This window comes from Halomonas sp. 3D7M (assembly GCF_014897885.1).
GTDB lineage: Bacteria > Pseudomonadota > Gammaproteobacteria > Pseudomonadales > Halomonadaceae > Vreelandella.
In genome coordinates this window covers 13,660-34,874 of the sequence record NZ_JABUZF010000096.1, presented here as the reverse complement: position 1 = coordinate 34,874, position 21,215 = coordinate 13,660, and the positions used below count along the sequence as shown (strand labels likewise).

At 52.5% G+C, this 21,215-nt stretch carries 17 protein-coding genes and 2 pseudogenes (1 of these 19 running past the window's edge); 11 read left to right on the top strand and 8 right to left on the bottom strand.

Translation table 11 applies throughout. The features are described 5' to 3' along the window. From INT22_RS04215 to INT22_RS04195, 5 genes and pseudogenes are all read left to right on the top strand, one after another. Positions 1–953 (top strand): annotated as a pseudogene (locus INT22_RS04215) (transglycosylase SLT domain-containing protein); it begins 275 nt to the left of the window's first position. Between the two features lie 165 nt (positions 954–1,118). Then, entirely contained in the window at positions 1,119–2,999 is a 1,881-nt protein-coding gene (locus tag INT22_RS04210; protein ID WP_193059804.1) for an extracellular solute-binding protein, read from the top strand. Positions 3,000–3,098: 99 nt separating this feature from the next. Further along, the gene (locus INT22_RS04205) at positions 3,099–4,172 is read left to right on the top strand and encodes a microcin C ABC transporter permease YejB (protein ID WP_193059803.1); all 1,074 of its coding nucleotides are present in this window, start codon (positions 3,099–3,101) and stop codon (positions 4,170–4,172) included. Between the two features lie 2 nt (positions 4,173–4,174). Then, positions 4,175–5,248: an ABC transporter permease gene (locus INT22_RS04200; RefSeq protein ID WP_193059802.1), complete on the top strand. Its 1,074-nt coding sequence runs from the start codon at positions 4,175–4,177 to the stop codon at positions 5,246–5,248. After that, positions 5,241–6,839, top strand: coding sequence for an ABC transporter ATP-binding protein (locus INT22_RS04195; RefSeq protein ID WP_193059801.1), 1,599 nt, complete (start codon positions 5,241–5,243; stop codon positions 6,837–6,839). Before INT22_RS04200 ends, INT22_RS04195 begins: the two co-directional genes overlap by 8 nt. A gap of 173 nt (positions 6,840–7,012) precedes the next feature. On the opposite strand, the gene INT22_RS04190 is transcribed toward INT22_RS04195, so the two are convergent. Further along, positions 7,013–7,717, bottom strand: coding sequence for a pseudouridine synthase (locus INT22_RS04190; protein ID WP_089038295.1), 705 nt, complete (start codon positions 7,715–7,717; stop codon positions 7,013–7,015). After that, positions 7,717–8,532, bottom strand: a complete 816-nt coding sequence (locus INT22_RS04185; RefSeq protein ID WP_193059800.1) for an amidohydrolase — start codon at positions 8,530–8,532, stop codon at positions 7,717–7,719. Before INT22_RS04185 ends, INT22_RS04190 begins: the two co-directional genes overlap by 1 nt. A gap of 72 nt (positions 8,533–8,604) precedes the next feature. On the opposite strand from INT22_RS04185, the gene rarD reads away from it, so the two are divergent. Beyond that, positions 8,605–9,513: an EamA family transporter RarD gene (rarD, locus tag INT22_RS04180; protein WP_193059799.1), complete on the top strand. Its 909-nt coding sequence runs from the start codon at positions 8,605–8,607 to the stop codon at positions 9,511–9,513. On the opposite strand, the pseudogene INT22_RS20250 reads toward rarD, so the two are convergent. Both INT22_RS20250 and INT22_RS20245 read right to left on the bottom strand, forming a co-directional pair. Beyond that, positions 9,484–9,804, bottom strand: a pseudogene (locus INT22_RS20250) (methyl-accepting chemotaxis protein); the annotation flags it as partial. The gene rarD and the pseudogene INT22_RS20250 sit on opposite strands and share 30 nt — an antisense overlap. 57 nt (positions 9,805–9,861) lie before the next feature. Beyond that, positions 9,862–10,218 carry a hypothetical protein gene (locus INT22_RS20245; RefSeq protein WP_226912391.1) on the bottom strand — a complete coding sequence of 119 codons (357 nt, stop codon included), beginning with the start codon at positions 10,216–10,218 and terminating at the stop codon, positions 9,862–9,864. 235 nt (positions 10,219–10,453) lie between these two features. Here INT22_RS20245 and INT22_RS04170 point away from each other — a divergent pair, with 235 nt between their 5' ends. The 5 genes from INT22_RS04170 (at position 10,454) to INT22_RS04150 (ending at position 15,778) form a co-directional block, all read left to right on the top strand. After that, the gene (locus INT22_RS04170) at positions 10,454–12,154 is read left to right on the top strand and encodes a SulP family inorganic anion transporter (RefSeq protein WP_193059798.1); all 1,701 of its coding nucleotides are present in this window, start codon (positions 10,454–10,456) and stop codon (positions 12,152–12,154) included. A gap of 104 nt (positions 12,155–12,258) precedes the next feature. Continuing rightward, entirely contained in the window at positions 12,259–13,389 is a 1,131-nt protein-coding gene (locus INT22_RS04165) for an MlaE family ABC transporter permease (protein ID WP_193059797.1), read from the top strand. Then, entirely contained in the window at positions 13,389–14,213 is an 825-nt protein-coding gene (locus tag INT22_RS04160; RefSeq protein ID WP_193059823.1) for an ABC transporter ATP-binding protein, read from the top strand. The genes INT22_RS04165 and INT22_RS04160 overlap by 1 nt, the downstream gene beginning before the upstream one ends. 6 nt (positions 14,214–14,219) lie before the next feature. Beyond that, on the top strand, positions 14,220–15,161 hold the full coding sequence (locus tag INT22_RS04155; RefSeq protein ID WP_193059796.1) for an MlaD family protein: 942 nt from the start codon (positions 14,220–14,222) through the stop codon (positions 15,159–15,161). Beyond that, positions 15,158–15,778: an ABC-type transport auxiliary lipoprotein family protein gene (locus INT22_RS04150; RefSeq protein ID WP_193059795.1), complete on the top strand. Its 621-nt coding sequence runs from the start codon at positions 15,158–15,160 to the stop codon at positions 15,776–15,778. The genes INT22_RS04155 and INT22_RS04150 overlap by 4 nt, the downstream gene beginning before the upstream one ends. Here the strand turns inward: INT22_RS04150 and INT22_RS04145 are convergent. From INT22_RS04145 to INT22_RS04130, 4 genes are all read right to left on the bottom strand, one after another. After that, on the bottom strand, positions 15,752–17,617 hold the full coding sequence (locus tag INT22_RS04145) for a serine/threonine protein kinase (protein WP_193059794.1): 1,866 nt from the start codon (positions 17,615–17,617) through the stop codon (positions 15,752–15,754). The two genes, INT22_RS04150 and INT22_RS04145, sit on opposite strands and share 27 nt — an antisense overlap. A gap of 63 nt (positions 17,618–17,680) precedes the next feature. After that, complete coding sequence (locus tag INT22_RS04140; protein WP_193059793.1) at positions 17,681–18,937, bottom strand: 2-oxo acid dehydrogenase subunit E2; 1,257 nt, start codon at positions 18,935–18,937, stop codon at positions 17,681–17,683. A gap of 17 nt (positions 18,938–18,954) precedes the next feature. Beyond that, positions 18,955–19,932 carry an alpha-ketoacid dehydrogenase subunit beta gene (locus tag INT22_RS04135; RefSeq protein ID WP_193059792.1) on the bottom strand — a complete coding sequence of 326 codons (978 nt, stop codon included), beginning with the start codon at positions 19,930–19,932 and terminating at the stop codon, positions 18,955–18,957. 1 nt (position 19,933) lies between these two features. Further along, complete coding sequence (locus INT22_RS04130; protein WP_193059791.1) at positions 19,934–21,136, bottom strand: thiamine pyrophosphate-dependent dehydrogenase E1 component subunit alpha; 1,203 nt, start codon at positions 21,134–21,136, stop codon at positions 19,934–19,936. Between the last annotated feature and the right edge of the window lie 79 nt (positions 21,137–21,215).

Here is a 21,215-nt window from a genome sequence, read left to right as displayed (position 1 = left end):
AAAAAAACCCCCCCGCCGATGCTCAAGCACGTGTCGACAAGTGGATAGAGTACTACCGTTCCAGCCCGCAAAATATTGTCTCCATCACGGAACGAGCAACCCCCTGGCTTGCCTGGATCACCCAGCAAGTGAGCGAGCGTGGCCTTCCTGGTGAGATCGCGCTGATTCCGTTTGTTGAAAGTTCATTCGACCCCAGCGCCCGGAGCCATCGAGGAGCCGCTGGGCTTTGGCAGTTTATGCCGGGTACCGGAGATGCATTAGGTCTGGTTCGCAACGGCAACTACGATGGACGTTTAGACGTCGTGACGTCTACCGCAGCAGCGCTTGATTACCTGGAAATGCAGGCAGATGAGTGGTACGAGGGTGACCTGATGCTCTCGCTGGCCGCTTACAACGCCGGCGCTGGCACCGTTAACCGTGCGCAACGCCAAGCTCAGGGCCAAGGCCTTGCAGGCGACTACTGGGAACTATCACTGCCCCACGAAACGATGCAGTACGTTCCCAAACTTAAAGCCATTGCGACGATCATCAATAATCCAGAACAGTACGGTGTTTCACTTCCCGACATTCATCCTGATCCCGCTTTTGCCAAAGTTCAGCTGGAGCAGCCAGTTAGCCTGGCACAGGCCTCTCAGCTTCTGGATGTTAGTCAATCCGCGCTGGCCGAGCTAAACCCTGGCTTGCTGAATGGCAGCCTTGACCCACGTAGCGCACAGACGTTACTTGTGCCTGAAGAAGTCGATACTCAAGTGTTAGCTCAGCTTTCGCAATCAAACAGTACTGCATTAGCGTCAACCGGCACGCCAAGCGTTCACCGCGTTGAAAGTGGCGATAACCTGTCAGTGATTGCGTCACGCTATAATGTCACTCAACAAGATTTGATCAGGTGGAATGCTATTGAACGCCCAGAGGCACTGAAGCCAGGTCAACTGCTGACGCTTTCAGGACGGTAACTTGGGGAATCTAACCAGGCTTTGTTAACTAGGTTTAAAACGCAGTCTTTATTAGTCTTTCTTGGCTATGTCTCAGTTACTATTAGCGCCGCTACTGTGACTCAGCAGTTGTGTCTAAGGCTCTAAGCCCGGTTTCTAAGCCTTCGTTGCTACAGGAAGTTACCAATGCCACGCGGTGTGTTGTTTACCAAAGTACTTTTGTTAACCAGCGGCTTGCTGTTGAGCCTGTCGCTGTTGGCTTCTGAAACCGTCGCCGAAAACAACACCTCTACCCCCGTTGAGACCGTGCACGGGCTATCTCTCTACAATAGCCCAGAGCTACCTCCCGATTTTGCCTACTTCCCCCATGTTAATCCGTCCGCCCCCAAGGGCGGAACGATTACCCATACCGCCGTGGGGGGCAGTTTCGACTCTACCAACCCGTTTATTATTCGCGGCACGCCGGTTACCGGTATTTCTAAAATTTATGACTCGTTGATGGCCAGTAATCCTGGTGAGCCGTTTAGCTTATACGGGCTACTGGCAGAAGGCGTCCGCCTGGATCCGGAACGTCGGTGGATAGAGTTCGATTTGCGCCCAGAGGCTCGCTTCCAGGACGGGGAGCCGGTAACGGCCTATGATGTGGTGTTCTCACTGAACCTGCTGCGTGAACAAGGCAACCCCTTCTACAGTAGCTATTACGCCGGTGTCGAACACGTTATCGCCTTAAACGATCATCAAGTGCGCTTTGAATTTAATGACACTGAATCACGCGAGCTGCCACTGATTGTGGCCCAGCTGCCTATTTTACCTCGTCACTACTGGGAACCCCGCGACTTCAGCTCTCCGACTCTGGATGCACACCCTGGGTCAGGTCCCTATCGCATTAGCGAGGTAGACCCTGGACGGCGAATTGTCTATCAGCGAGATGACAACTATTGGGGTAAGAATTTGCCCGTCAATGTGGGTCGCTACAACATCGACCGTGTTGTTTATGAGTACTACCGCGACCGTGATATTGCCTGGGAAGCCTTCAAAGCAGGCCTTACCGACTTCAGGACTGATGCACGCGCTGCTACTTGGGCCATTGGCTATGATAATTTTCCAGCCTACCGAGACGGCTTAATTAAGCGGATTACCGTGCCCGATGTTAACCCCTCCATGATGCAGGCGTTTGTCTTCAACTTACGCGAAGAGAAGTTTCAGGACCCAAAGGTTCGAGAAGCACTGAGCCTTACGTTTGATTTCCCCTGGCTCAACACCAATATTTTCTATGGCACCTATCGGCGCACGGAAAGTTTTTTTCAAAATTCTGAAATGGAAGCTACTGGAACGCCATCAAAAGAAGAACTTGCGCTACTCGAACCTTTTCGTGAAGTGTTGATGGACTCCCATCATTCAGAACGACTGTTCACCGACCCGCTGCCCATTGAACACCCTACAGAGCTGCGTGAACGCCTGCGGCTTGCGCTTGACCTGCTGCGCGACGCTGGCTACCGCGTAGAAGATGGTGTGTTGGTGCACGGTGAAACAGGCCGACCGCTTACCCTGGAAGTACTGCTCTACGACTCTGGCCTGGAGCGTGTTGTGCAACCCATGCTACGCAATATGGCACGCCTTGGGGTTCAAACGTCGCTACGCATTGTCGATATCAATCAATACCTTAACCGAGTTCGCAGCTACGATTACGACATGGTCATCAGCCATTTCCCCCAGTCTAACAATCCTGGCAATGAACAACGCGATTTTTGGACCAGTGCTGCTGCAGAGGCACCACAAAGTCGTAATCGCATGGCCCTTGCCCACCCTGCTGTCGATGCGCTGGTGGAGCAGCTGATTCGTGCTGATGACCGGGAAACGCTAGATACCATTACACAAGCGCTTGATCGCGTGCTGCGCTGGGGCTTTTATGTCATTCCGCACTATCATTCAGGCGAAACGCGGATTGCTGTGTGGGATAAATTTGGCTACCCAGAACCGTTTCCAGCTTATGCCATGGATTTAGACGCTTGGTGGGTAAACACCGATCGAGAAGCAGAACTACAACGCCGTCATCGACGCCGCTGATTCAGCCAACATAGATTTATCAAACATAGATTCATTCAACATAGTTATAACAGCTTACCGGCAATAACTTTTGGCCCCCAATTACTCATGGAGCGCGCTGTGGCACGTTATACCTTACGCCGACTGCTACTGATGATCCCGACCCTGTTCGGCATCATGCTGCTTAACTTCATGATTGTTCAGGCTGCCCCTGGGGGACCCATTGATCAAATGTTGGCCCGCTTTGAGGGGGCCGACGCCATGGCAAGCACACGCCTGGATATGGGGGGCGCTGATGTACAAGTTAATGATGACTCTAGGGGCGCGCGTGGAATCGATCCACGCTTTATCGAGCAATTAGAGCAGCAATTTGGCTTTGACAAACCCGCTCATGAACGGTTTATCGGCATGATGGTGGACTATCTCACCTTCGATTTCGGCACCAGTTTTTTTCGTGATCGACCGGTGATTGAACTGATGATCGAGCGCCTGCCCGTGTCTATTTCGTTAGGCTTATGGACAACGCTGCTGGTCTATCTCATTTCTATTCCTTTAGGCATCAGCAAAGCGCTACGACACGGCTCTCACTTTGATGTCTGGACCTCAGGCCTAGTGATCGTAGGCTATGCCATCCCTGGCTTTTTGTTCGCCATTCTTCTTATTGTCGTGTTTGCTGGTGGCACTTACCTGGATTGGTTTCCTCTACGCGGCTTAACATCACCCGATTTCTCCGAGCTATCCACATGGGGCAAGATTAAAGACTACTTCTGGCATATCACCCTACCGGTACTGGCTGCCGCGATTGGCAGTTTTGCCACGCTCACCATGCTGACTAAAAACAGCTTTTTGGATGAAATTCATAAGCAGTACGTACTGACAGCCCGGGCCAAAGGTGCCGACGAGCAGCGTATTTTGTATGGCCATGTTTTCCGTAACGCCATGCTGATCATCATTGCTGGGTTGCCCTCTGCAATGATTGGCATTTTCTTTACCGGCGCACTGCTCATCGAGGTGATTTTCTCTTTGGATGGCCTCGGCTTATTAGGCTTTGAGGCAGTAATGCAGCGAGACTACCCCGTCATTTTCGGAACGCTATTCCTGTATACGGTAATCGGGCTGCTGCTAAAGCTAGTATCCGACTTGACCTATGTGTGGGTAGACCCACGCATTGATTTTGCGTCGAGGGAGTCATAAACATGACATTTATCAGCTCGCGTCTTTCGCCGATTACGCTGCGTCGCCTAGCAGCATTTAAAGCCAATCGCCGCGCCCGAGTATCGCTGTGGCTATTTGGCGTTCTGTTTATTGTCAGCCTATTTGCTGAACTCATCGCCAACGACAAGCCTCTCGTAATGAAATATGACGGGCAGTGGTATGTACCGCTACTGGTCGATTATCCAGAAACCGAATTCGGTGGTTTCTTACCCACCCGTACCGACTACTTAGACCCCTTTGTCCAACAGCAAATTAGCGACCACGGTTGGGCGCTATGGCCGATTATTCCCTACTCCTATCAAACCCTCGATATGCTGATGACACGACCTTCGCCTGCACCGCCAGATAGGCGCCATTGGCTGGGTACCGATGATCAAGGGCGTGATGTATTAGCGCGAGTCATTTACGGGTTTCGACTATCGGTTGCCTTTGCTCTGGCGCTCACCGCAGGCTCCTTGGTCCTAGGAGTGGTGGCGGGCGGTGTGCAGGGTTATTTTGGCGGCAAAGTAGACCTCATCGGACAGCGCATCACAGAAATCTGGTCTGGGTTACCGGTGCTATTTCTGCTGATTATATTGGCTAGCTTTGTGCAGCCCGGTTTCTGGTGGCTACTTGGCATCATGCTGTTGTTTTCGTGGCTGGGACTGGTTGATATCGTACGCGCCGAGTTTTTGCGTGCACGCAATCTCGAGTACGTGCGTGCAGCGAAGGCCATGGGGCTCCCTTCTCGGCTGATTATGTGGCGCCACGTGTTACCTAACGCGATGGTAGCCACCCTGACGTTTATCCCCTTCCTGTTCACTGGTGCCATTGGCACGCTCACCGCGCTGGACTTTTTAGGCTTTGGTCTGCCACCTGGCGCGCCTTCACTTGGTGAACTAGCGGCACAAGGCAAAAATAACCTGCATGCTCCATGGCTTGGCATCACCGCGTTTATGACGCTTGCCATTATGCTCTCACTACTGGTGTTTATTGGTGAAGGACTTCGCGATGCCTTCGACCCACGACATGTGAAGCAGCATCAGTCACCGGCCCAGGAAACCAAGCATGCCTAGTCACGCAAACAATGCCCAACCACTACTGCGCTTAAGCGAGTTTTGTGTTTCCTTCGATGGCAACGTCGTTGTCGATTCCCTCTCTCTCACTGTCAATGCGGGCGAAACGCTCGCTATCGTGGGGGAATCTGGCTCAGGCAAGTCGGTCTCTGCCCTGGGCGCGATTAATTTACTGCCTGACAACGCTAAGGTAAGTGGTCAGCGCTGGTTAGAAGAGACCGACCTTAATCAACTAGGCAAACGTGATTGGAATGGTATACGCGGTAATCAGGTGGGATTTATTTTCCAAGAGCCGATGACGTCGCTCAACCCGCTTCACCGCATTGGCAAGCAAATAGGCGAAACCCTTCGTTTACACCAGGGCCTCAGCGGTCAGGCTGCACGTACACGGGCCAAGGCACTGTTAGAACAAGTCAAACTACCGCGTCCTGATGAACTGCTTGATGCCTGGCCACATCAACTTTCTGGCGGCCAGCGCCAGCGGGTAATGATCGCCATGGCCATTGCCAATAATCCGGCACTGCTGATTGCGGATGAGCCAACGACAGCGCTCGATGTGACCGTTCAGCAAGAGATTTTAGCCCTGCTGAAAGAACTTCGCGATCATCACGGCATGGGCGTGCTATTTATCAGTCACGACTTAAACTTGGTACGCCGCCATGCAGACCGGATATGTGTCATGTATCAAGGGAAAATTCAGGAAACCGGTAGCGTTGCCGATGTATTTATTAATCCCCAAAGCGACTACACCAAAGCCCTCATTGCCGCCGAACCAGAAGGCCGGCCTGCTGAACCTGCCGATACCACGCCGCTTTTGACCACACGCCAGCTTAGCGTGAGTTTCAAGCGCCCGAGGACAGGACTTTTTCAGCGCCAGCCACCCGCTTTTGAGGCCCTGAAAGCCACCGACCTAACCATCGCTCCTGGCGAAACGCTGGGCATTGTTGGCGAATCAGGCTCTGGAAAAACGACGCTGGCGTCAGCGGTTATGCGATTAGTCGCTAGCCAAGGTGAGGTGATACTGGGCAATGCCACGTTGAGTCAGCTCTCTGGCGACACGCTTCGACGCCAGCGCCACCGGCTACAAATGGTTTTTCAAGATCCTTACGGAGCGCTTTCTCCGCGCATGCCGGTATTTGATATTGTCAGTGAAGGCCTGCAGTTTCATTACCCTAACTTGACCAATGCAGAAGTCACCGAACGCGTGCATCGTACGCTGCGAGAAGTGGGTCTGCCGGAAAGCTGTGCTGCCCGTTACCCTCATGAGTTTTCGGGGGGACAGCGCCAGCGCATAGCGGTGGCACGGGCAATTATCCTAGAACCTGAGCTACTGGTACTGGACGAACCAACCTCAGCGTTAGATCGAACAGTACAAAAACAGCTGGTCACGCTGCTGCGCGAACTTCAGGCACGCCGCCAACTAAGCTACCTGTTTATCAGCCATGATCTTGCCGTGGTGCGCGCTATGGCCCACCGCATTATGGTGCTAAAAGATGGCAACGTAGTAGAACAAGGGGATTGCCTTGAAGTGCTCGCCGCCCCGCAGCATCCCTATACCAAAGCATTGATAGAAGCTGCCCACTTGCACTAGCTACCTGGTTAACATGAACGTTCGTCTCGGCACTTTCCAAGCTGGCCACGCATGAACGCAGAAGCAAGATAACGGTATAAAAACTCATTGCTCATAATAAAAACGCCCCGGCCTTTGGCACGGGTATGTGCTGACCGGGGCGTTTTATCCACTAGCAGTGACGCTAAGTGTGTTTAGAAGCTGGCAATTTCTTCAGGCGTTAGCTCCCGCCATTCACCAGGTGCTAGGTCATCTGGCAAGACCACATCGCCAATCGAACGGCGATGAAGCGCATTGACGTGATTGCCTAGGGCTGCAAACATGCGCTTCACTTGATGATAGCGCCCTTCAGTAATGGTCAATTCCGCTTGCTGAGGAGTAATAAACCTCAGCACGGCAGGTTGCGTTGGCGTTTCTTCACCATCCAGTAGAAGTCCTTCCTCTACTTGGTTAATGGCCCACTCAGCGGCGCTACCTTCCATAGGCTCCGCCAACTCTGCAATGTATACCTTGGCACAGCGATGGCGCGGCGAGGTGACACGATGGGACCATTGGCCATCATCAGTGAGCAATAACAAGCCGGTGGTATCTACATCCAACCGCCCTACCGGCTGCAGTCGCTCTACTTTGGGTAGATCAATGAGGTCAATCACCCTTGGGTAAAGCCCACGGCGGGCAGTGCACTCTACTTCCAGCGGCTTATGCATCATCAGGTAACGCAACCCAACCAGCGCTAGCGTCTCACCATTGAACTTTACTTCGTCGTTCTGGGTGTCAATTTGGGTCGCCGACTGCTTGATGGGCTCGCCATTCAGGGTCACCTCGCCATTTTTTAACGCACGCTTTGCTAGGCTGCGCGTCAACGGGGTTGTTTCACTCAAAAAGCGATCAAGGCGCATTATTGACCCACTCCTGGCAGAAGCGAAAAGCGGTCGGCATCTTGCCAGGCAGGAAATTTTTCTCGAAAAGCATCTAGGTCCGTTTTATTTAGCGTCCCCGTTTCAATAAACGGAGAGTTTGCAGGGTGGTCGATCAGCGGTTCCCCTTTGAAATCGACCAGCATGGAATCGCCGCTATAGGCGAGTCCTTTGGCATCTTCACCGACGCGGTTGACACCCACTACGTAAACTAGGTTTTCAACTGCACGCGCTTGTAAAAGAGTGCGCCATGGGTGACGCCGGGGTGCAGGCCAGTTCGCCACACACAGCGCGGCATCATACTCGAAATGTTCGCCCTCTGCTGGCTGCTGGCGCATCCAAACGGGAAACCTCAGGTCATAGCATACGCTCAATAGCAGCCTGAAACCTTTCAGTTCAACGATCTTCCGGCCATTGCCCATACCATAGCGTTCATGCTCTCCGGCCATACGAAATAAATGGCGTTTATCGTAGTACTGCAAGTCACCGCTGGGGGTAGCCCATACCATACGGTTGAAGTATTGCCCTTCATCGACAATTGCCACGCTGCCGGTCATTACACAGCCTCTCGCCTTGGCCTGCGCCTGTAACCAGGCAACGCTCTGGCTCGCGTTCATGGGCTGGGCCATTTCCCGTGAATTCATGGTGAAACCCGTAGCAAACATCTCTGGCAACACAATTAAATCGGTATCGCGGCTATCTAATTCGCCTAATAGCCGCTCAAGATGCGCATGGTTGGCCTGAGGATCTTCCCAGCGCAAATCGCACTGCACTAAGCTCGTTTTCAGTTGACTCATGCCATGTCTCCTTTGCATCAGTGTGTTCGTCAATTATGTGCTAGATTAGCATTTTTAATTAGTGAGGCTGCTATGTTTCCACCCGCACCAAGGGACCCTGAAGCGGTCAAGGGCGTTATGTTTGGCTTAACGGCCTACATTATGTGGGGCTGCTTCCCACTATTTTTCGCTCTGTTTGATGGCATTCCCGCATTTGAGATCCTGATACATCGGATTTTGTGGTCGTGCCTTTTCCTGGTCGGGCTAATCAGCATACTGCGCCGATGGACGCCAGTGGTTAGCGCACTTGTTGAGCCTAAGCGCTTGGGGCGCGTACTCGCTTGCGCATTACTGATTGCCTTTAATTGGGGCCTCTATATCTATGCTGTTGAAAGCAAGCAGGTATTACAAGCCAGTTTAGGCTACTTTCTAACGCCGCTGGTAAACATTGCCTTGGGCGTACTGGTGCTACGCGAAGTAATGGCTCGCCTCCAGCTGGTTGCTCTTGGTTTGGCAAGTTTAGCGATTGCAATCCAGTTTGTGATGCTGGGTGAACTGCCCTGGATCAGCCTGTTGCTAGCACTCAGCTTTGGTAGCTACGGATTATTCCGCAAGCAAGTGCCTCTTGATGGGCTTTCAGGCCTGTTTGTAGAGACGCTGTTGCTATTCCCACTAGCACTAATAGCGCTCACTTGGCTCAGTTGGCAGGGGGAGTCTCACTTTATTCTTAATGTGCCGATGAGCACCCTGCTAATAATTAGCGGTGTGTTAACTGCCCTGCCCTTGATGGCCTTTGCTGGGGCTGCACGACGCTTACGGCTGGCAACGCTAGGGTTTCTGATGTATATCAATCCCAGCATTCAGTTTTTGATTGCAATCATCATCTTTGGCGAGCCTCTAGGGCTCATCCAGTTAGCGACCTTTGTGATGATCTGGGCGAGCTTAGCGCTATATTCCTGGTCCTCTTGGCAATCACGCCCGCGCCAGCAGGTGGCTTCCTGAGGCTAATTCTTCCACTGGTTTTTCAATCACCACTGCACTGGTGTCATTTGCCTTTTCAGGCTGGTAGCCCACGCGAAAGCCTCCCCAGTGCTTACCATTAATGTAAATGGGAACCGAAAGATCGTGCATGATTTCGCCAGTGTCACGCTTATAGGTTTGTAGCAGCAACGGTTTCTCATGGGCGCCGCAACGACTGCCCGTCGGATCATCAAAAATGCGTTTGCTGCGGCAATACTTGAGATCGTGATCGTAATCACCGGTGGGCTCGCGGCTAACGGCTGCGTTATGGGTAAGCAGCGACATGGCTAGCACTGGCACTCACTTGCATGATGGCGGCATTAATAGCGTTCATACTCGATGACGCGTCACTCGCCATGGTTTCCTGTTAGTAAGGCGTTGCGCCGTAAGATCAGTGTAATGAGAAACTTCTGCCGAGGCGATTGCAGTGCTACTTGCTCGGTTCATCAACCGATAGGCCATCGCGCGAAGCGCACCATAGTCGCGAATGGGCTTGAAACCGTGAATGGGTTTCGTCAAACGCACTTGATCAGCTGAGTAAACCAACATCATCGTTACGAGCATTAAACCTGCACCAGCCCCCGTTGCCAACAGTAGCGCGACATAGGGAAAAGCACCAGATTCAGTCATCATCCAAACAGAAACACCTAGCACTGCCAAGGGCACTAATAGCCAAAGTAGTCGCATGTGGGGTACTCTTCTTTATTTGACGTTATTGAGCAGTCAATCAATAAAAATAAAGAAGGAGCGATTAGCCACTTTGCAGTCAGCTTAACGGGTTATGCTAATGAATGAAGTAGCACTTTCGGGTCAGAACATGCTTTTGTTTGAAAGCAAAGGCCATCACTGCCCACACAACACGTTAAACTGACGGACTCACCAGTGGTTGGGGTTTAAAAAACAAAGCTGACGCCAGGAGCTTATGTTCAAGCGCTATTTTCCTATTCTTACATGGCTACCCCACTACCATAAGCGCCTGTTAGGTGCCGATGTATTAGCGGGACTCATCGTAACCGTAATGGTGATTCCGCAGTCATTAGCCTATGCCCTACTTGCTGGCTTGCCTGCGGTAGTGGGCCTATATGCCAGTATTTTGCCGCAACTTCTATATACCTTTTTAGGCACAAGCCGCACCCTTGCCGTAGGGCCGGTGGCCATCATTGCATTAATGACGGGCGCTGCACTCTCCTCTGTAACAACGCCCGGCAGCCCCGACTATTTACAAGCTGCGCTGGTACTTTCATTACTTTCTGGCGGTATATTGGTCGCGATGGGTGCCCTTAAAATGGGCTTTTTTAGCAATTTTTTAAGTCATCCGGTTATCTCGGGCTTTTTAACCGCATCGGGAATTCTGATTGCCGTTAGTCAACTGGGAAGCCTATTGGGTATCTCCAGCAGTGGCTTTACGCTGGTAGAGCGTGTGATAACCCTCTTACCTAATCTCCCCACCTTTAACCCCTATACGCTTGTAATCGGTGCTGGAACACTGTTTTTTCTCGTTATGATGCGGCGTTTTGGTAAGCAGAGCCTTAGTGCTATTGGTTTGCCTAGAGCGCTCGCCGAGTTAATCACCAAGGCGGGTCCTGTCTTTGCGGTGATTATTACCACGCTGGCTGCTTGGCATTGGCAGTTGGCCGACCAAGGCGTTGCCATTGTCGGCGCTATTCCCAGTGGGCTACCTGCGCTAAGTTTTCCCTGGGGAGATACGTCACTATGGCGCGCCCTGTTCATCCCTGCGCTACTGATTAGTTTGGTGGGGTTTGTCGAGTCTGTTTCCATGGGACAAATGTTGGCAGCAAAACGGCGCCAACGTATCTCCCCTAACCAGGAACTGATTGGCTTAGGCGCCGCTAATCTAGCCGCAGGGTTTACCAGCGGCATGCCGGTCACCGGTGGCCTTTCGCGCACGGTCATCAACTATGATGCTGGGGCACAAACACCCGCAGCCGGAGCCTTTGCAGCACTGGGAATAGCGTTGATAACGATGGCGTTTACTGGCTGGCTCTACTACCTGCCGATTGCTACGTTGGCCGCGACAATTACCGTGTCTATTTTAACCCTGGTCGATATCCCCATGTTGCGCCAAACGTGGCGCTATTCTCGCAGTGACTTCGCCGCGATGGCCGTCACCATCCTGGTAACCCTAGTTGAAGGTATCGAAGCAGGCATTATCGGCGGTGTTAGTCTTTCTATCGCGTTATTCTTGTATCGCACCAGCCGCCCCCATAGCGCATTGGTTGGCCGGGTGCCGGACACCGAGCACTTTCGAAATACCGAACGCCACGATGTTGAAACCGTCAGTAATGTGGCGTTACTGCGAATCGACGAAAGTCTCTATTTTGCGAACGCCCGCTACCTTGAAGATACCGTTTATAATTTAGTTGCCAGCTATCCTGAGCTGGAGCACGTCGTTCTTATCTGTTCAGCCGTTAATTTAATTGATGCATCAGCACTCGAGAGCCTGGATGCGATCAATGCGCGCTTAAAAGACTCCGATGTAAAACTTCACCTGTCCGAGGTGAAGGGTCCCGTTATGGACCAGCTCAAAAAGAGTGATTTTTTAGAGGCCCTGACCGGGCGCGTTTTTCTTAGCACTTACGCCGCTTGGCGTGAACTTTCATAAGCATGTTTTCTTAAGCTTACAAAGCACCTTTAACTAACGCTCGTTTGAATGCATCATAGACTTCTAAACAAGTGCATCGATACCAAGAGCGCCAAGGAGTGGGGATGCCAAGCGAGTGGATAGCGTGTGATGATCAAACAGTCACCCTTAAAGGCGAGTGGACGCTTGCCAATTATCGCCTTATCAAAGCGGCGCTTCAGCACAGTGAAACTCACACTGAGCTTGGCAAGCCAACGGATGCGACGGTTTCACTAGACGCAATAACTCGCCTTGATACCGCCGGTGCCATACTCATTGTGGAGCTGATTGGCGTTCAGAAAGCACAGACGGTAGCGGATTGGGCAGCAGAACTGCCGAAAGAGCAGCAGGCGTTGCTGGTGCGTATTGCCGAAGCCATGGAAGCACCACTGGACGTTGATCCTCCTTCCTATTCGCGCATTAGCCAAGCGCTTGCCAGCGTGGGTCAACACATGGTGGGGCTTTGGTCCCAGCAGCGCCAGCTGTTGGCCTTTATTGGTCTCGTCGTGGCCACCCTCTTCCAACTGATATTGCGGCCACACCACTGGCGCTTAACGGCCACCGTGGCCCATATCCAGCAGAGCGGCCTTAATGCTGTCCCCATCGTCGCGCTACTCACCTTTATGGTGGGCGCCGTCGTGGCTTTCCTTGGCGCTACCGTTTTGCAGGATTTTGGCGCCACGATTTATACCATCGATCTTGTGGCGTTCTCATTCTTGCGAGAGTTCGGCGTTCTGCTTGCTGCGATCCTACTCGCCGGACGAACCGCCAGTGCCTTTACCGCCCAAATTGGCGCCATGAAATCCAATGAAGAGATAGATGCCCTGCAGGCTCAGGGGCTTGATCCTATCGAGCTTTTGGTGCTCCCACGGGTAATGGCGATGTTAATTAGCCTGCCCATGCTCGCCTTTGTAGGTATGCTCAGCGGCTTAGCGGGCGGCGCCATGGTCACCTCTCTGTCACTGGATATTTCACTTACCCAGTTTATGGCCACGCTGCAAAAAGACGTATCGGTAACACACTTTTTGGTAGGACTAAGCAAAGCCCCGGTGTTTGCCTTCGTGATCGCCGTAATCGGCTGCCTGGAAGGCTTTAAGGTCAGCGGTAGCGCGCAGTCGGTGGGAGAACACACCACTTCAAGTGTCGTTCAATCGATTTTTATGGTGATTCTAATTGATGCCGTCGCCGCGCTATTCTTTATGGAGATGGGCTGGTGATCAATTCAGATAAACCGACAGAGCAAAATGACTTACCGGTTATTAAGGTTCGAGGCTTGGTGAACCGCTTTGGCACTCATGTGGTTCACGAAAATTTAGATCTGACCCTTGAACGCGGGGAAATCCTCGGCGTTGTAGGCGGTTCTGGTACCGGCAAATCAGTGCTGTTACGCAGCATCGTCGGTTTGAAACGACCCAATGACGGCACGGTTGAAGTCCTCGGCACAACGCTTAACGAGCTTAACGAGGCACAGCGCAGTCAAATAGAGCGACGCTTTGGCGTGCTGTTTCAGCGCGGTGCACTGTTCAGCTCGTTGAACCTGCAGGAGAATATTGCCCTACCGCTCATTGAGCATGCCAGGCTACCCCGTGAAGACGCCGAGCATCTTGCCAGGGTCAAGCTAGCGTTAGTCGGGCTTCCGCCACAGGCCGCGCTGCAGTTTCCTGAGTCGCTGTCTGGCGGCATGGTCAAGCGCGCTGCCCTTGCCCGTGCCTTAGCGCTTGATCCTGACATCCTGTTTCTTGATGAGCCCACAGCTGGGCTTGACCCTATTGGCGCGGCGGCCTTCGATCAGTTGCTGGTCACCCTTCGCGATGCGCTGGGATTCAGCGTATTTCTGGTTACCCATGACCTGGATACGCTCTACGCTGCCTGCGATCGGGTCGCGGTACTCTCACAGAAACGTGTGCTGGTGGTGGATACCATCGATAAAGTGGCGGATACCGACGATGAATGGATTCAAGACTACTTTCACGGCCCGCGTGGTCGAGCCGCTCAGCGTGCTCATACCGCCTTTTCAAATAACGCAAACGTCCAGGAGTGACTGCACATGGAAACCCGCGCGCATCACGTTTTGATAGGTTTGTTCACACTGGGCACCGCCGCGGCAGCGCTGCTGTTTGCGCTATGGATGAGCTATGCCGCCGGAGAGCGTAACTATCAACCTTACCGGATTCTGTTTGAGCGCAGTGTTAGTGGTTTATCAATTGGCAGTAAGGTGCAGTACAACGGCATTGAAGTTGGCGATGTTACCGAGCTGACACTGAACCCTGACGACCCACGCCAAGTTATTGCCAGTGTGCGAGTCTATGAAGACACCCCCGTCAAAACAGATACCCGAGCAAAGTTAGCCTTTGCCAGCATTACCGGCAGCATGTCGGTTCAGCTGTATGGAGGCACCCCAGAAAGCCCCCGCCTAGTAAACCAAACGGACAGCATGGCACCGTTTATCAACGCAGACCCTTCACCGATCGCCACGCTATTTGATGAAGGCGAAACAATGATTCAAAACATTAACTCTATTCTGATAAACGTTAATGAACTATTTAATGACGGCAATCGTGAACAAGCCGGCACTATTTTGACGAGTATTGCGCAGATCACAGAGATGATCGCCTCGCAACAAACAGCGCTTGATCAAAATATGGCACTGTTCGGCGAAGTGTCACGCCAAGCCACAACGACCCTTGAAAGCATCGATACCCTCAGCCAAGAGGCGACACAGCTATTGCGTCAAGATGGCCAGCAAATGATGCAAAGTGCTGAAAGCGCCAGTCGTGATGTGGCCAGCGCCGCGCAACGAATTGAACAGCTCGTTAACGACAATGCCGGTGCTGTCGACAGTACGCTGCAGGGGGCACAAGACATTGCTCCCGCACTTTCAGCCCTACGTTCTACACTAACTAATCTTGAGCGTATTACTCGCCAGCTTGAAGAGAGTCCCACAGACTTCTTCCTGGGCCGAGATCAGGTAGAGGAGTTTCGTCCATGAGCTTGCGCTTTACGTTTAGCATCGTCACATTAGCGGCGCTTGTATTAAGCGCCGGTTGTTCAATACTGCCCGAAAGTAATCCCGCAACGCTCTATCGGCTGCCATCGTCTGCCACGCAGTCTGAACACACGGCTGCCACCCTCCCCGTAAGACTGGGCATTGCTACCCCAGGGGCAGGCCACTTGCTTAACAGCAACCGTATTGTGGTCTACCCAGAAGGCAATGTAGTCAATGTGTATGAGGGCGTACGCTGGCATGAAGACGCCCCAGAAATGCTTCAAGCGCGCTTAATTTCTGACCTGCAGCAGCGCCAACTATTCACTGGTGTAAGTAGCGACCGACTGCCCCACGATGTGTTGCTACTCAGCGAACTGCGCCATTTCCAAAGTGAGTACGACACTTCCCCACCCAGTATTCACCTTCAATTAGATGTCCAGCTTGTGAATACACAACACCGAAAACCACTAGCTGCGACTAGTTTTGTTATCCGCACCCGCGCGGATAGTCCAGAGATTCCGGACGTCGTCAATGCGTTTGGCGCGGCCAGTGATGCGCTAGCTGAGCAGCTTTCAGCATGGGTCGCGGCGCAATCAAGCAGTCTGAGAACCGCCGATTGACGGCGTCTTTCTTAAAAAATCACGCGGGTCTTTAGGATAAAAATGTTCAGGCTGGCACTCTAAATGGGTAAAAAATCGCGTGTCTTTGTAAGGCATTTTCATAAAGCCGGACACGCCTAACCCCTCGATCTGGCTTACAGACGCCAACATCTGCGCCAGCAAAGCCCGAAACTCGGCTTCCCGGCTAGGGTCCAGTAGCCGATAATAGCTATGGATTTTAAGATGCTTTGGTAGTGACTCAAAGATAATCATGCCGGTGTGATGAATCTCATTCAGCCGTTGCAGTATGTGCATAATGGTGTCAGGCAGGACCAGTAGCTCTTCTGGATCAGGGCCGTCTTCAAAGTAGCTATGCTGGCGAGTGAGGTCTTCCATTTCTGGAACTGCGCTCAGCTCGTAGTCAATCGTGGTGTCAGGATCACAATGAAAAGGCTCTTCCGCACTCGCGCGCTCTAAATGCAGCGTTTGGCGGGCATTAAACAAACAGCTTTTAAACACCCCTTGGCGATGGATGGCTCGCGCCAAGTGCACCATATTGTTAACGGCTTGAATGAACGCTGGCTTTAACGCGGGATCGTGTAGGTTAAGTGAGGAGTCTATATAGACGCCCTCTCGCTCCCAGCGTACTGCTAAACCACCGACAACCGGGTATTTTCCTAAGCGACTCACCGAGGCCAAAAACGCCTTTTCGGTTTCCCCCATGCCCTGCATAAATTGCTTGTAATAGCGGTCTAACTGCACATCATTAACATCATTAAGTGTCTCTTCCGCGTTCGCTTCGCGCAGAAACGCCTTCCGAGAGCTGTAAACGACCGTATCAATCTCTTGGTGCGCCGCACGGCCCCAAACAGGCACTAACGGTGTTTGTGTTGGCGTAGGTAAATCTAACATCACCACTTTGGCCATGCGGGACATCGCCTGTAAATAGTGATCCCCTGCTTTATGGTGTATGTGTGGGTCGGGATCCAGCATGCCGTCCAAGGTGCGGGCAAACTCCAAAGGTAGCCCCAGCGAGCTAGCGGGAATGGCACGATGACCAAAGCGGCAAGATTGCGCAGAAGCTAATGCATATAGCGTGCCTGCGGCCCCTTGCTCATCGAAACGAGGCGATGATAGCGCTCCATTTAGCTGCTCTTCACCAATAAAGTAGACATCGCCCAGTCGGGCGTTGGTTTGCTGCAGGTTGTCGGACATTAATTCCATCACGTTTGCCCCGACAAATTGGAGCTTTTCATCTAACTGGGCAAACACGGACGATCCCCAGTCAATCAATGCGATGGACTCGGTATCTGGATCAAATACCAAATTTGACGGCTTGATGTCGCCATGCACAACGGGACGTGCATTGGGCCCCGTTTCGCGGCGCAGTGCAGAAAGAATATCGGCCAACTGGTTGGCAATGCTCACCACTAATCGTGGAGAGAGACGGCCTTCTTTCAGTGACACCTGTTCCAGGTTCCAACCAGGCGCACGCTCCATCACCAGAATTGACTGGCCTCGGGAGCGTTGGTAAGCCACCAGCTTTGGTATGCGGGGATGGGAAACCTGATCAAGCATAAACGCCTCTTCTTCAAGGCGTTCTTGTAAATGAGTCGGTAGCGTAATACGTGAGAATTTAAACACGTAGTGGGCAGGCACATCTTGGTGTTGCGCGCTGCCCGCAAATACAAAGCCATAGGCACCTTTACCCACCAGCTCAATCCCCGTGTAGCCCAACTGGGCGAGCTGTGCCTGACACAGTGCTACCCAGTCTTTCAGCTTACGGGCATCATGGTGGCTAAGTAGATATACCGACTGCTCTTCCGGTATATAAAACTGCTGGAGCGGTGCCTGAGACATTTCTCATTCCTTGCCAACCAACTTCGGGCTATTTAACCTCTTGCCATGCAATGCCTAGCAACCTTAGCCCAAGTGCAGCAGCATGGTTTCAGGCGCTTCCAAATAGCCTTTCCAAGCATTGCAGAACCTGGCGATGGTACCACCATCAATAAAGCGGTGATCGCCTGCCCAGGTGATGGTCATAATGGCTCGCCGCTGAACTTCTCCTTGCTCGTCGAAGCGCGGTAACCATTGGGTTTTACCAATCGCCACTATCGCCGCTTCCGGCGCATTGATAATCGGCGCGGCATAGGTTCCGCCCAACGCACCAATGTTAGAAATACTAATGGTGCCACCTTTGAGATCAGCCTGATCGACACGCCCTTCGCGGGCCGCAACGGTTAAACGCCCCACTTCACGAGCAATGTCTAGCAGCGTTAAACGCTCAACACCTTTAACATTGGGCACCAGCAAACCGGCTTTGCTATCCACCGCCATGCCGATATTGCACTGTTCGTAGTAGTGCAGTTCGTTGGCTTCCGCGTTTAGTTGGGCATTGATGATCGGCGCCTCAGTAACCGCCAGTGCCATAGCTTTCATGAAAAAGGGCATAAGTGTTAACCGCTCACCAAGCGCCTCTACCCGTGGCTTTAGACGCTCGCGCAGCGCCAGCAGATCGGTCACATCGATCTCTTCGCCATAGTGAAAATGCGGGATGGAGCTGGCTGCCTCAACCATTCTTTTCGCCATCACCGCGCGCACACCGCGAAGCGGTTCGACGCGAGGCAACTGTGTTCCTTGGGTGACTTGCGATGGTGCTTGGCTAGGGGCAGCAGAAGGTTGATTCAGGTGCGCCAGCACGTCTTCTTTTAATACCCGGCCATCTTTACCACTGCCAGCAATGGCAGTTAACTCAAGTTGATGTTCACGAACGAGACGTCGCACGGCTGGGCTAGCAGGTATTTTGCCGCTGCTCGTACTAAGGCTGCAGGTACTGGATGCCACAGCGGCTTGCTCAACTGCCTTGGCTGAGCCACTGTCAGCGTCAGCGACAGGTGATTGAGGCTCGTTAGCCTGTTCCGTCGCGCCGGCTTCTTGCGTGTCATTTTCTGCTTGGTAGGCATAAAGCGGTGCGTGTACTTTGGCAATTTTTCCTTGGGCAACATAAAGTTTGGTGACCACGCCTGCTTCGGGAGCGGTAATTTCCACGAGCGCTTTATCGGTCATCACCTCGACAATCGGCTGATCTTCCTCAATCCGATCACCCTCCGCAACGCGCCACTCCACCACTTCACATTCAACAATGCCTTCGCCGATATCCGGCAGCATGAAATCGCTCATTATTTTTCTCCCTGGCGCTAAAAGTTAACGCTTTCGCGAATCGCTTCAAAAATTTTCAGATGGTCGGGCAAATACTCTTTTTCCAGCACTAGCGGGAAAGGTGTATCTAGCCCCGTTATCCGAGTAATCGGCGATTCAAGATAGAGAAAACAGCGCTCTTGGATCGTCGCGGCGATTTCACCCGCAAAGCCACCTGTTAACGGCGCTTCATGGCTGACGATCAAACGTCCTGTTTTTAGAACAGACTCAACGACAGTATCCGCATCCCATGGCAACAACGTACGCAGATCAATCACTTCACAGGCAATGCCTTGCTCTTCAGCAAGCTCAACGGCTTTGCCGATGACTTCCATTTGCGCGCCCCAGCCCACCAGCGTTATATCAGTCCCCTCTTTAATGACCTCCGCTTCACCAATAGGAAGCTGATAATCTTCTTGGGGCACCTCACCCACCGAGGCACGATAGAGACGCTTGGGTTCTAAAAAAAGCACCGGATCTGGATCGCGAATGGAAGCGAGCAGTAGCCCTTTCGCTTGGTAGGGATTGCGCGGCACAACGACTTTTAAACCGGGCGTATGTGTAAAGTAAGCCTCTGGTGACTGCGAATGATAGAGCCCCCCCGCGATACCACCGCCATAGGGCGTGCGGATGGTTAATCCCCCCACATTGAATAAATCCCCCGAACGGTAGCGGAATTTCGCAGACTCATTAACGATTTGGTCAAAAGCGGGAAAGATGTAGTCGGCAAACTGTATTTCAGCAACGGGCACTGAGCCTTGAGCAGCCAGCCCATTGGCAAAACCAATGATGCCTTGTTCTACCAACGGCGTGTTAAAGCAGCGCGATTTACCATATTTTTCCTGTAAATGGCTGGTAGCACGGAATACGCCGCCAAAAACGCCAACATCTTCACCAAAACAGATAACTTTGTCATCTTCAGCCATGGCGATATCAAGCGCATTGTTGATCGCCTGGAGCATGTTCATTGTGGGCATGTTATGCCTCCCCCTGGGAATCTGTGGACGTATTCACCTCAAGGTCTAGCGACCGCGCTCCACGCGGGTAGGCCTCTGGATAGCGGCGAATATGGCGCTTAAGCTGATCAAATTGACGCTGTAACTCAGGGGTTATGTCGGCATAGACATCAGTAATCAGCGACTCCAGCGGTGGGGGTGAACGCTTTTCTGCCCGTTTCAAGGTATCCAGCACTTCGCGGCGCAACGTTTCCTGCTGACTAGTTTCCTCCTCCTCGCTCCACCAGCCTTTTTTCAGCAGCCATTTCTGCATGCGCAGTATGGGGTCTTTTAACCGCCATGCTTCTTCTTCACTTTTGGCACGATAGCCGGATGGGTCATCCGAAGAGGAGTGAGCAGCAAGACGGTAAGACATGGCTTCAATCAGCACCGGCTTGTTTTGTTCAACGGCAATCTGACGCGCTTGGCGTGTCGCTTCATAAACTGCCAGTGCATCGTTCCCGTCAACGCGTATCACATGCATATGATAGCCAAATGCCCTTGGGGCAATGCCATCCGCTGCAAACTGCTCGGTTGACGGCGTCGAAATGGCATAGCCATTATTGCGGCAGAAAAAAATCACCGGTACTTGATGGACTGACGCCATATTCAGCGCGGCGTGGAAATCACCTTCTGATGCCGCACCCTCACCGAAAAACGTTAAGGTGCAATGCCCATCACCCGCTAATTTCTGACCGTATGCGTAGCCTGTCGCCTGGGGGATTTGCGTTGCAAGCGGAGAAGAAATGGTCATGTAGTGCAGCTTGCGTGATCCATAATGAATCGGCATTTGGCGGCCTTTACCGTAGTCGAGCTCGTTGCCAAACAGCTGATTCATAAACTCGTCAATGGAGAACCCGCGGTACATTAAGGCGCCTTGTTCGCGGTATTGCGCCATGATCATATCGGCATCGTCTAGCGCAGCAGCGGCGCCAACAACGGCGGCTTCTTCACCCGTGCTTTGCATATAGAAACTGAGCCGCCCCTGGCGTTGGGCAGCCATCATGCGCTCATCTAGGATACGGGTGGCCAGCATGGCTTGATAGAGCCGTCTGGCATGATCACGCGGTAGGTCTGGCTCTTTAGCACCTTCGTAAAGCTCGCCCTCTGGGTCGAGCAGGCTGAAGGTAGCCATTGAGAATTCGTCGCCGGTCATAAAGAGCGGCTGATGTACGTAGTTTGTCATGCTTATTATCCTTGTATTACCCCTTTTGAGGGCAGTGTTGTTGGTGTTGACCGTTTTTGCCAGTGGATTTATCTAGCAT

Coding starts and splice junctions, on each gene's coding strand:
- INT22_RS04210 (WP_193059804.1), top strand. CDS start 1,119: ATGCCACGCGGTGTGTTGTTTACCAAAGTACTTTTGTTAACCAGCGGC.
- INT22_RS04200 (WP_193059802.1), top strand. CDS start 4,175: ATGACATTTATCAGCTCGCGTCTTTCGCCGATTACGCTGCGTCGCCTA.
- INT22_RS04195 (WP_193059801.1), top strand. CDS start 5,241: ATGCCTAGTCACGCAAACAATGCCCAACCACTACTGCGCTTAAGCGAG.
- INT22_RS04190 (WP_089038295.1), bottom strand. CDS start 7,717: ATGCGCCTTGATCGCTTTTTGAGTGAAACAACCCCGTTGACGCGCAGC.
- INT22_RS04185 (WP_193059800.1), bottom strand. CDS start 8,532: ATGAGTCAACTGAAAACGAGCTTAGTGCAGTGCGATTTGCGCTGGGAA.
- rarD (WP_193059799.1), top strand. CDS start 8,605: ATGTTTCCACCCGCACCAAGGGACCCTGAAGCGGTCAAGGGCGTTATG.
- INT22_RS20245 (WP_226912391.1), bottom strand. CDS start 10,218: ATGCGACTACTTTGGCTATTAGTGCCCTTGGCAGTGCTAGGTGTTTCT.
- INT22_RS04170 (WP_193059798.1), top strand. CDS start 10,454: ATGTTCAAGCGCTATTTTCCTATTCTTACATGGCTACCCCACTACCAT.
- INT22_RS04165 (WP_193059797.1), top strand. CDS start 12,259: ATGCCAAGCGAGTGGATAGCGTGTGATGATCAAACAGTCACCCTTAAA.
- INT22_RS04155 (WP_193059796.1), top strand. CDS start 14,220: ATGGAAACCCGCGCGCATCACGTTTTGATAGGTTTGTTCACACTGGGC.
- INT22_RS04150 (WP_193059795.1), top strand. CDS start 15,158: ATGAGCTTGCGCTTTACGTTTAGCATCGTCACATTAGCGGCGCTTGTA.
- INT22_RS04145 (WP_193059794.1), bottom strand. CDS start 17,617: ATGTCTCAGGCACCGCTCCAGCAGTTTTATATACCGGAAGAGCAGTCG.
- INT22_RS04140 (WP_193059793.1), bottom strand. CDS start 18,937: ATGAGCGATTTCATGCTGCCGGATATCGGCGAAGGCATTGTTGAATGT.
- INT22_RS04135 (WP_193059792.1), bottom strand. CDS start 19,932: ATGCCCACAATGAACATGCTCCAGGCGATCAACAATGCGCTTGATATC.
- INT22_RS04130 (WP_193059791.1), bottom strand. CDS start 21,136: ATGACAAACTACGTACATCAGCCGCTCTTTATGACCGGCGACGAATTC.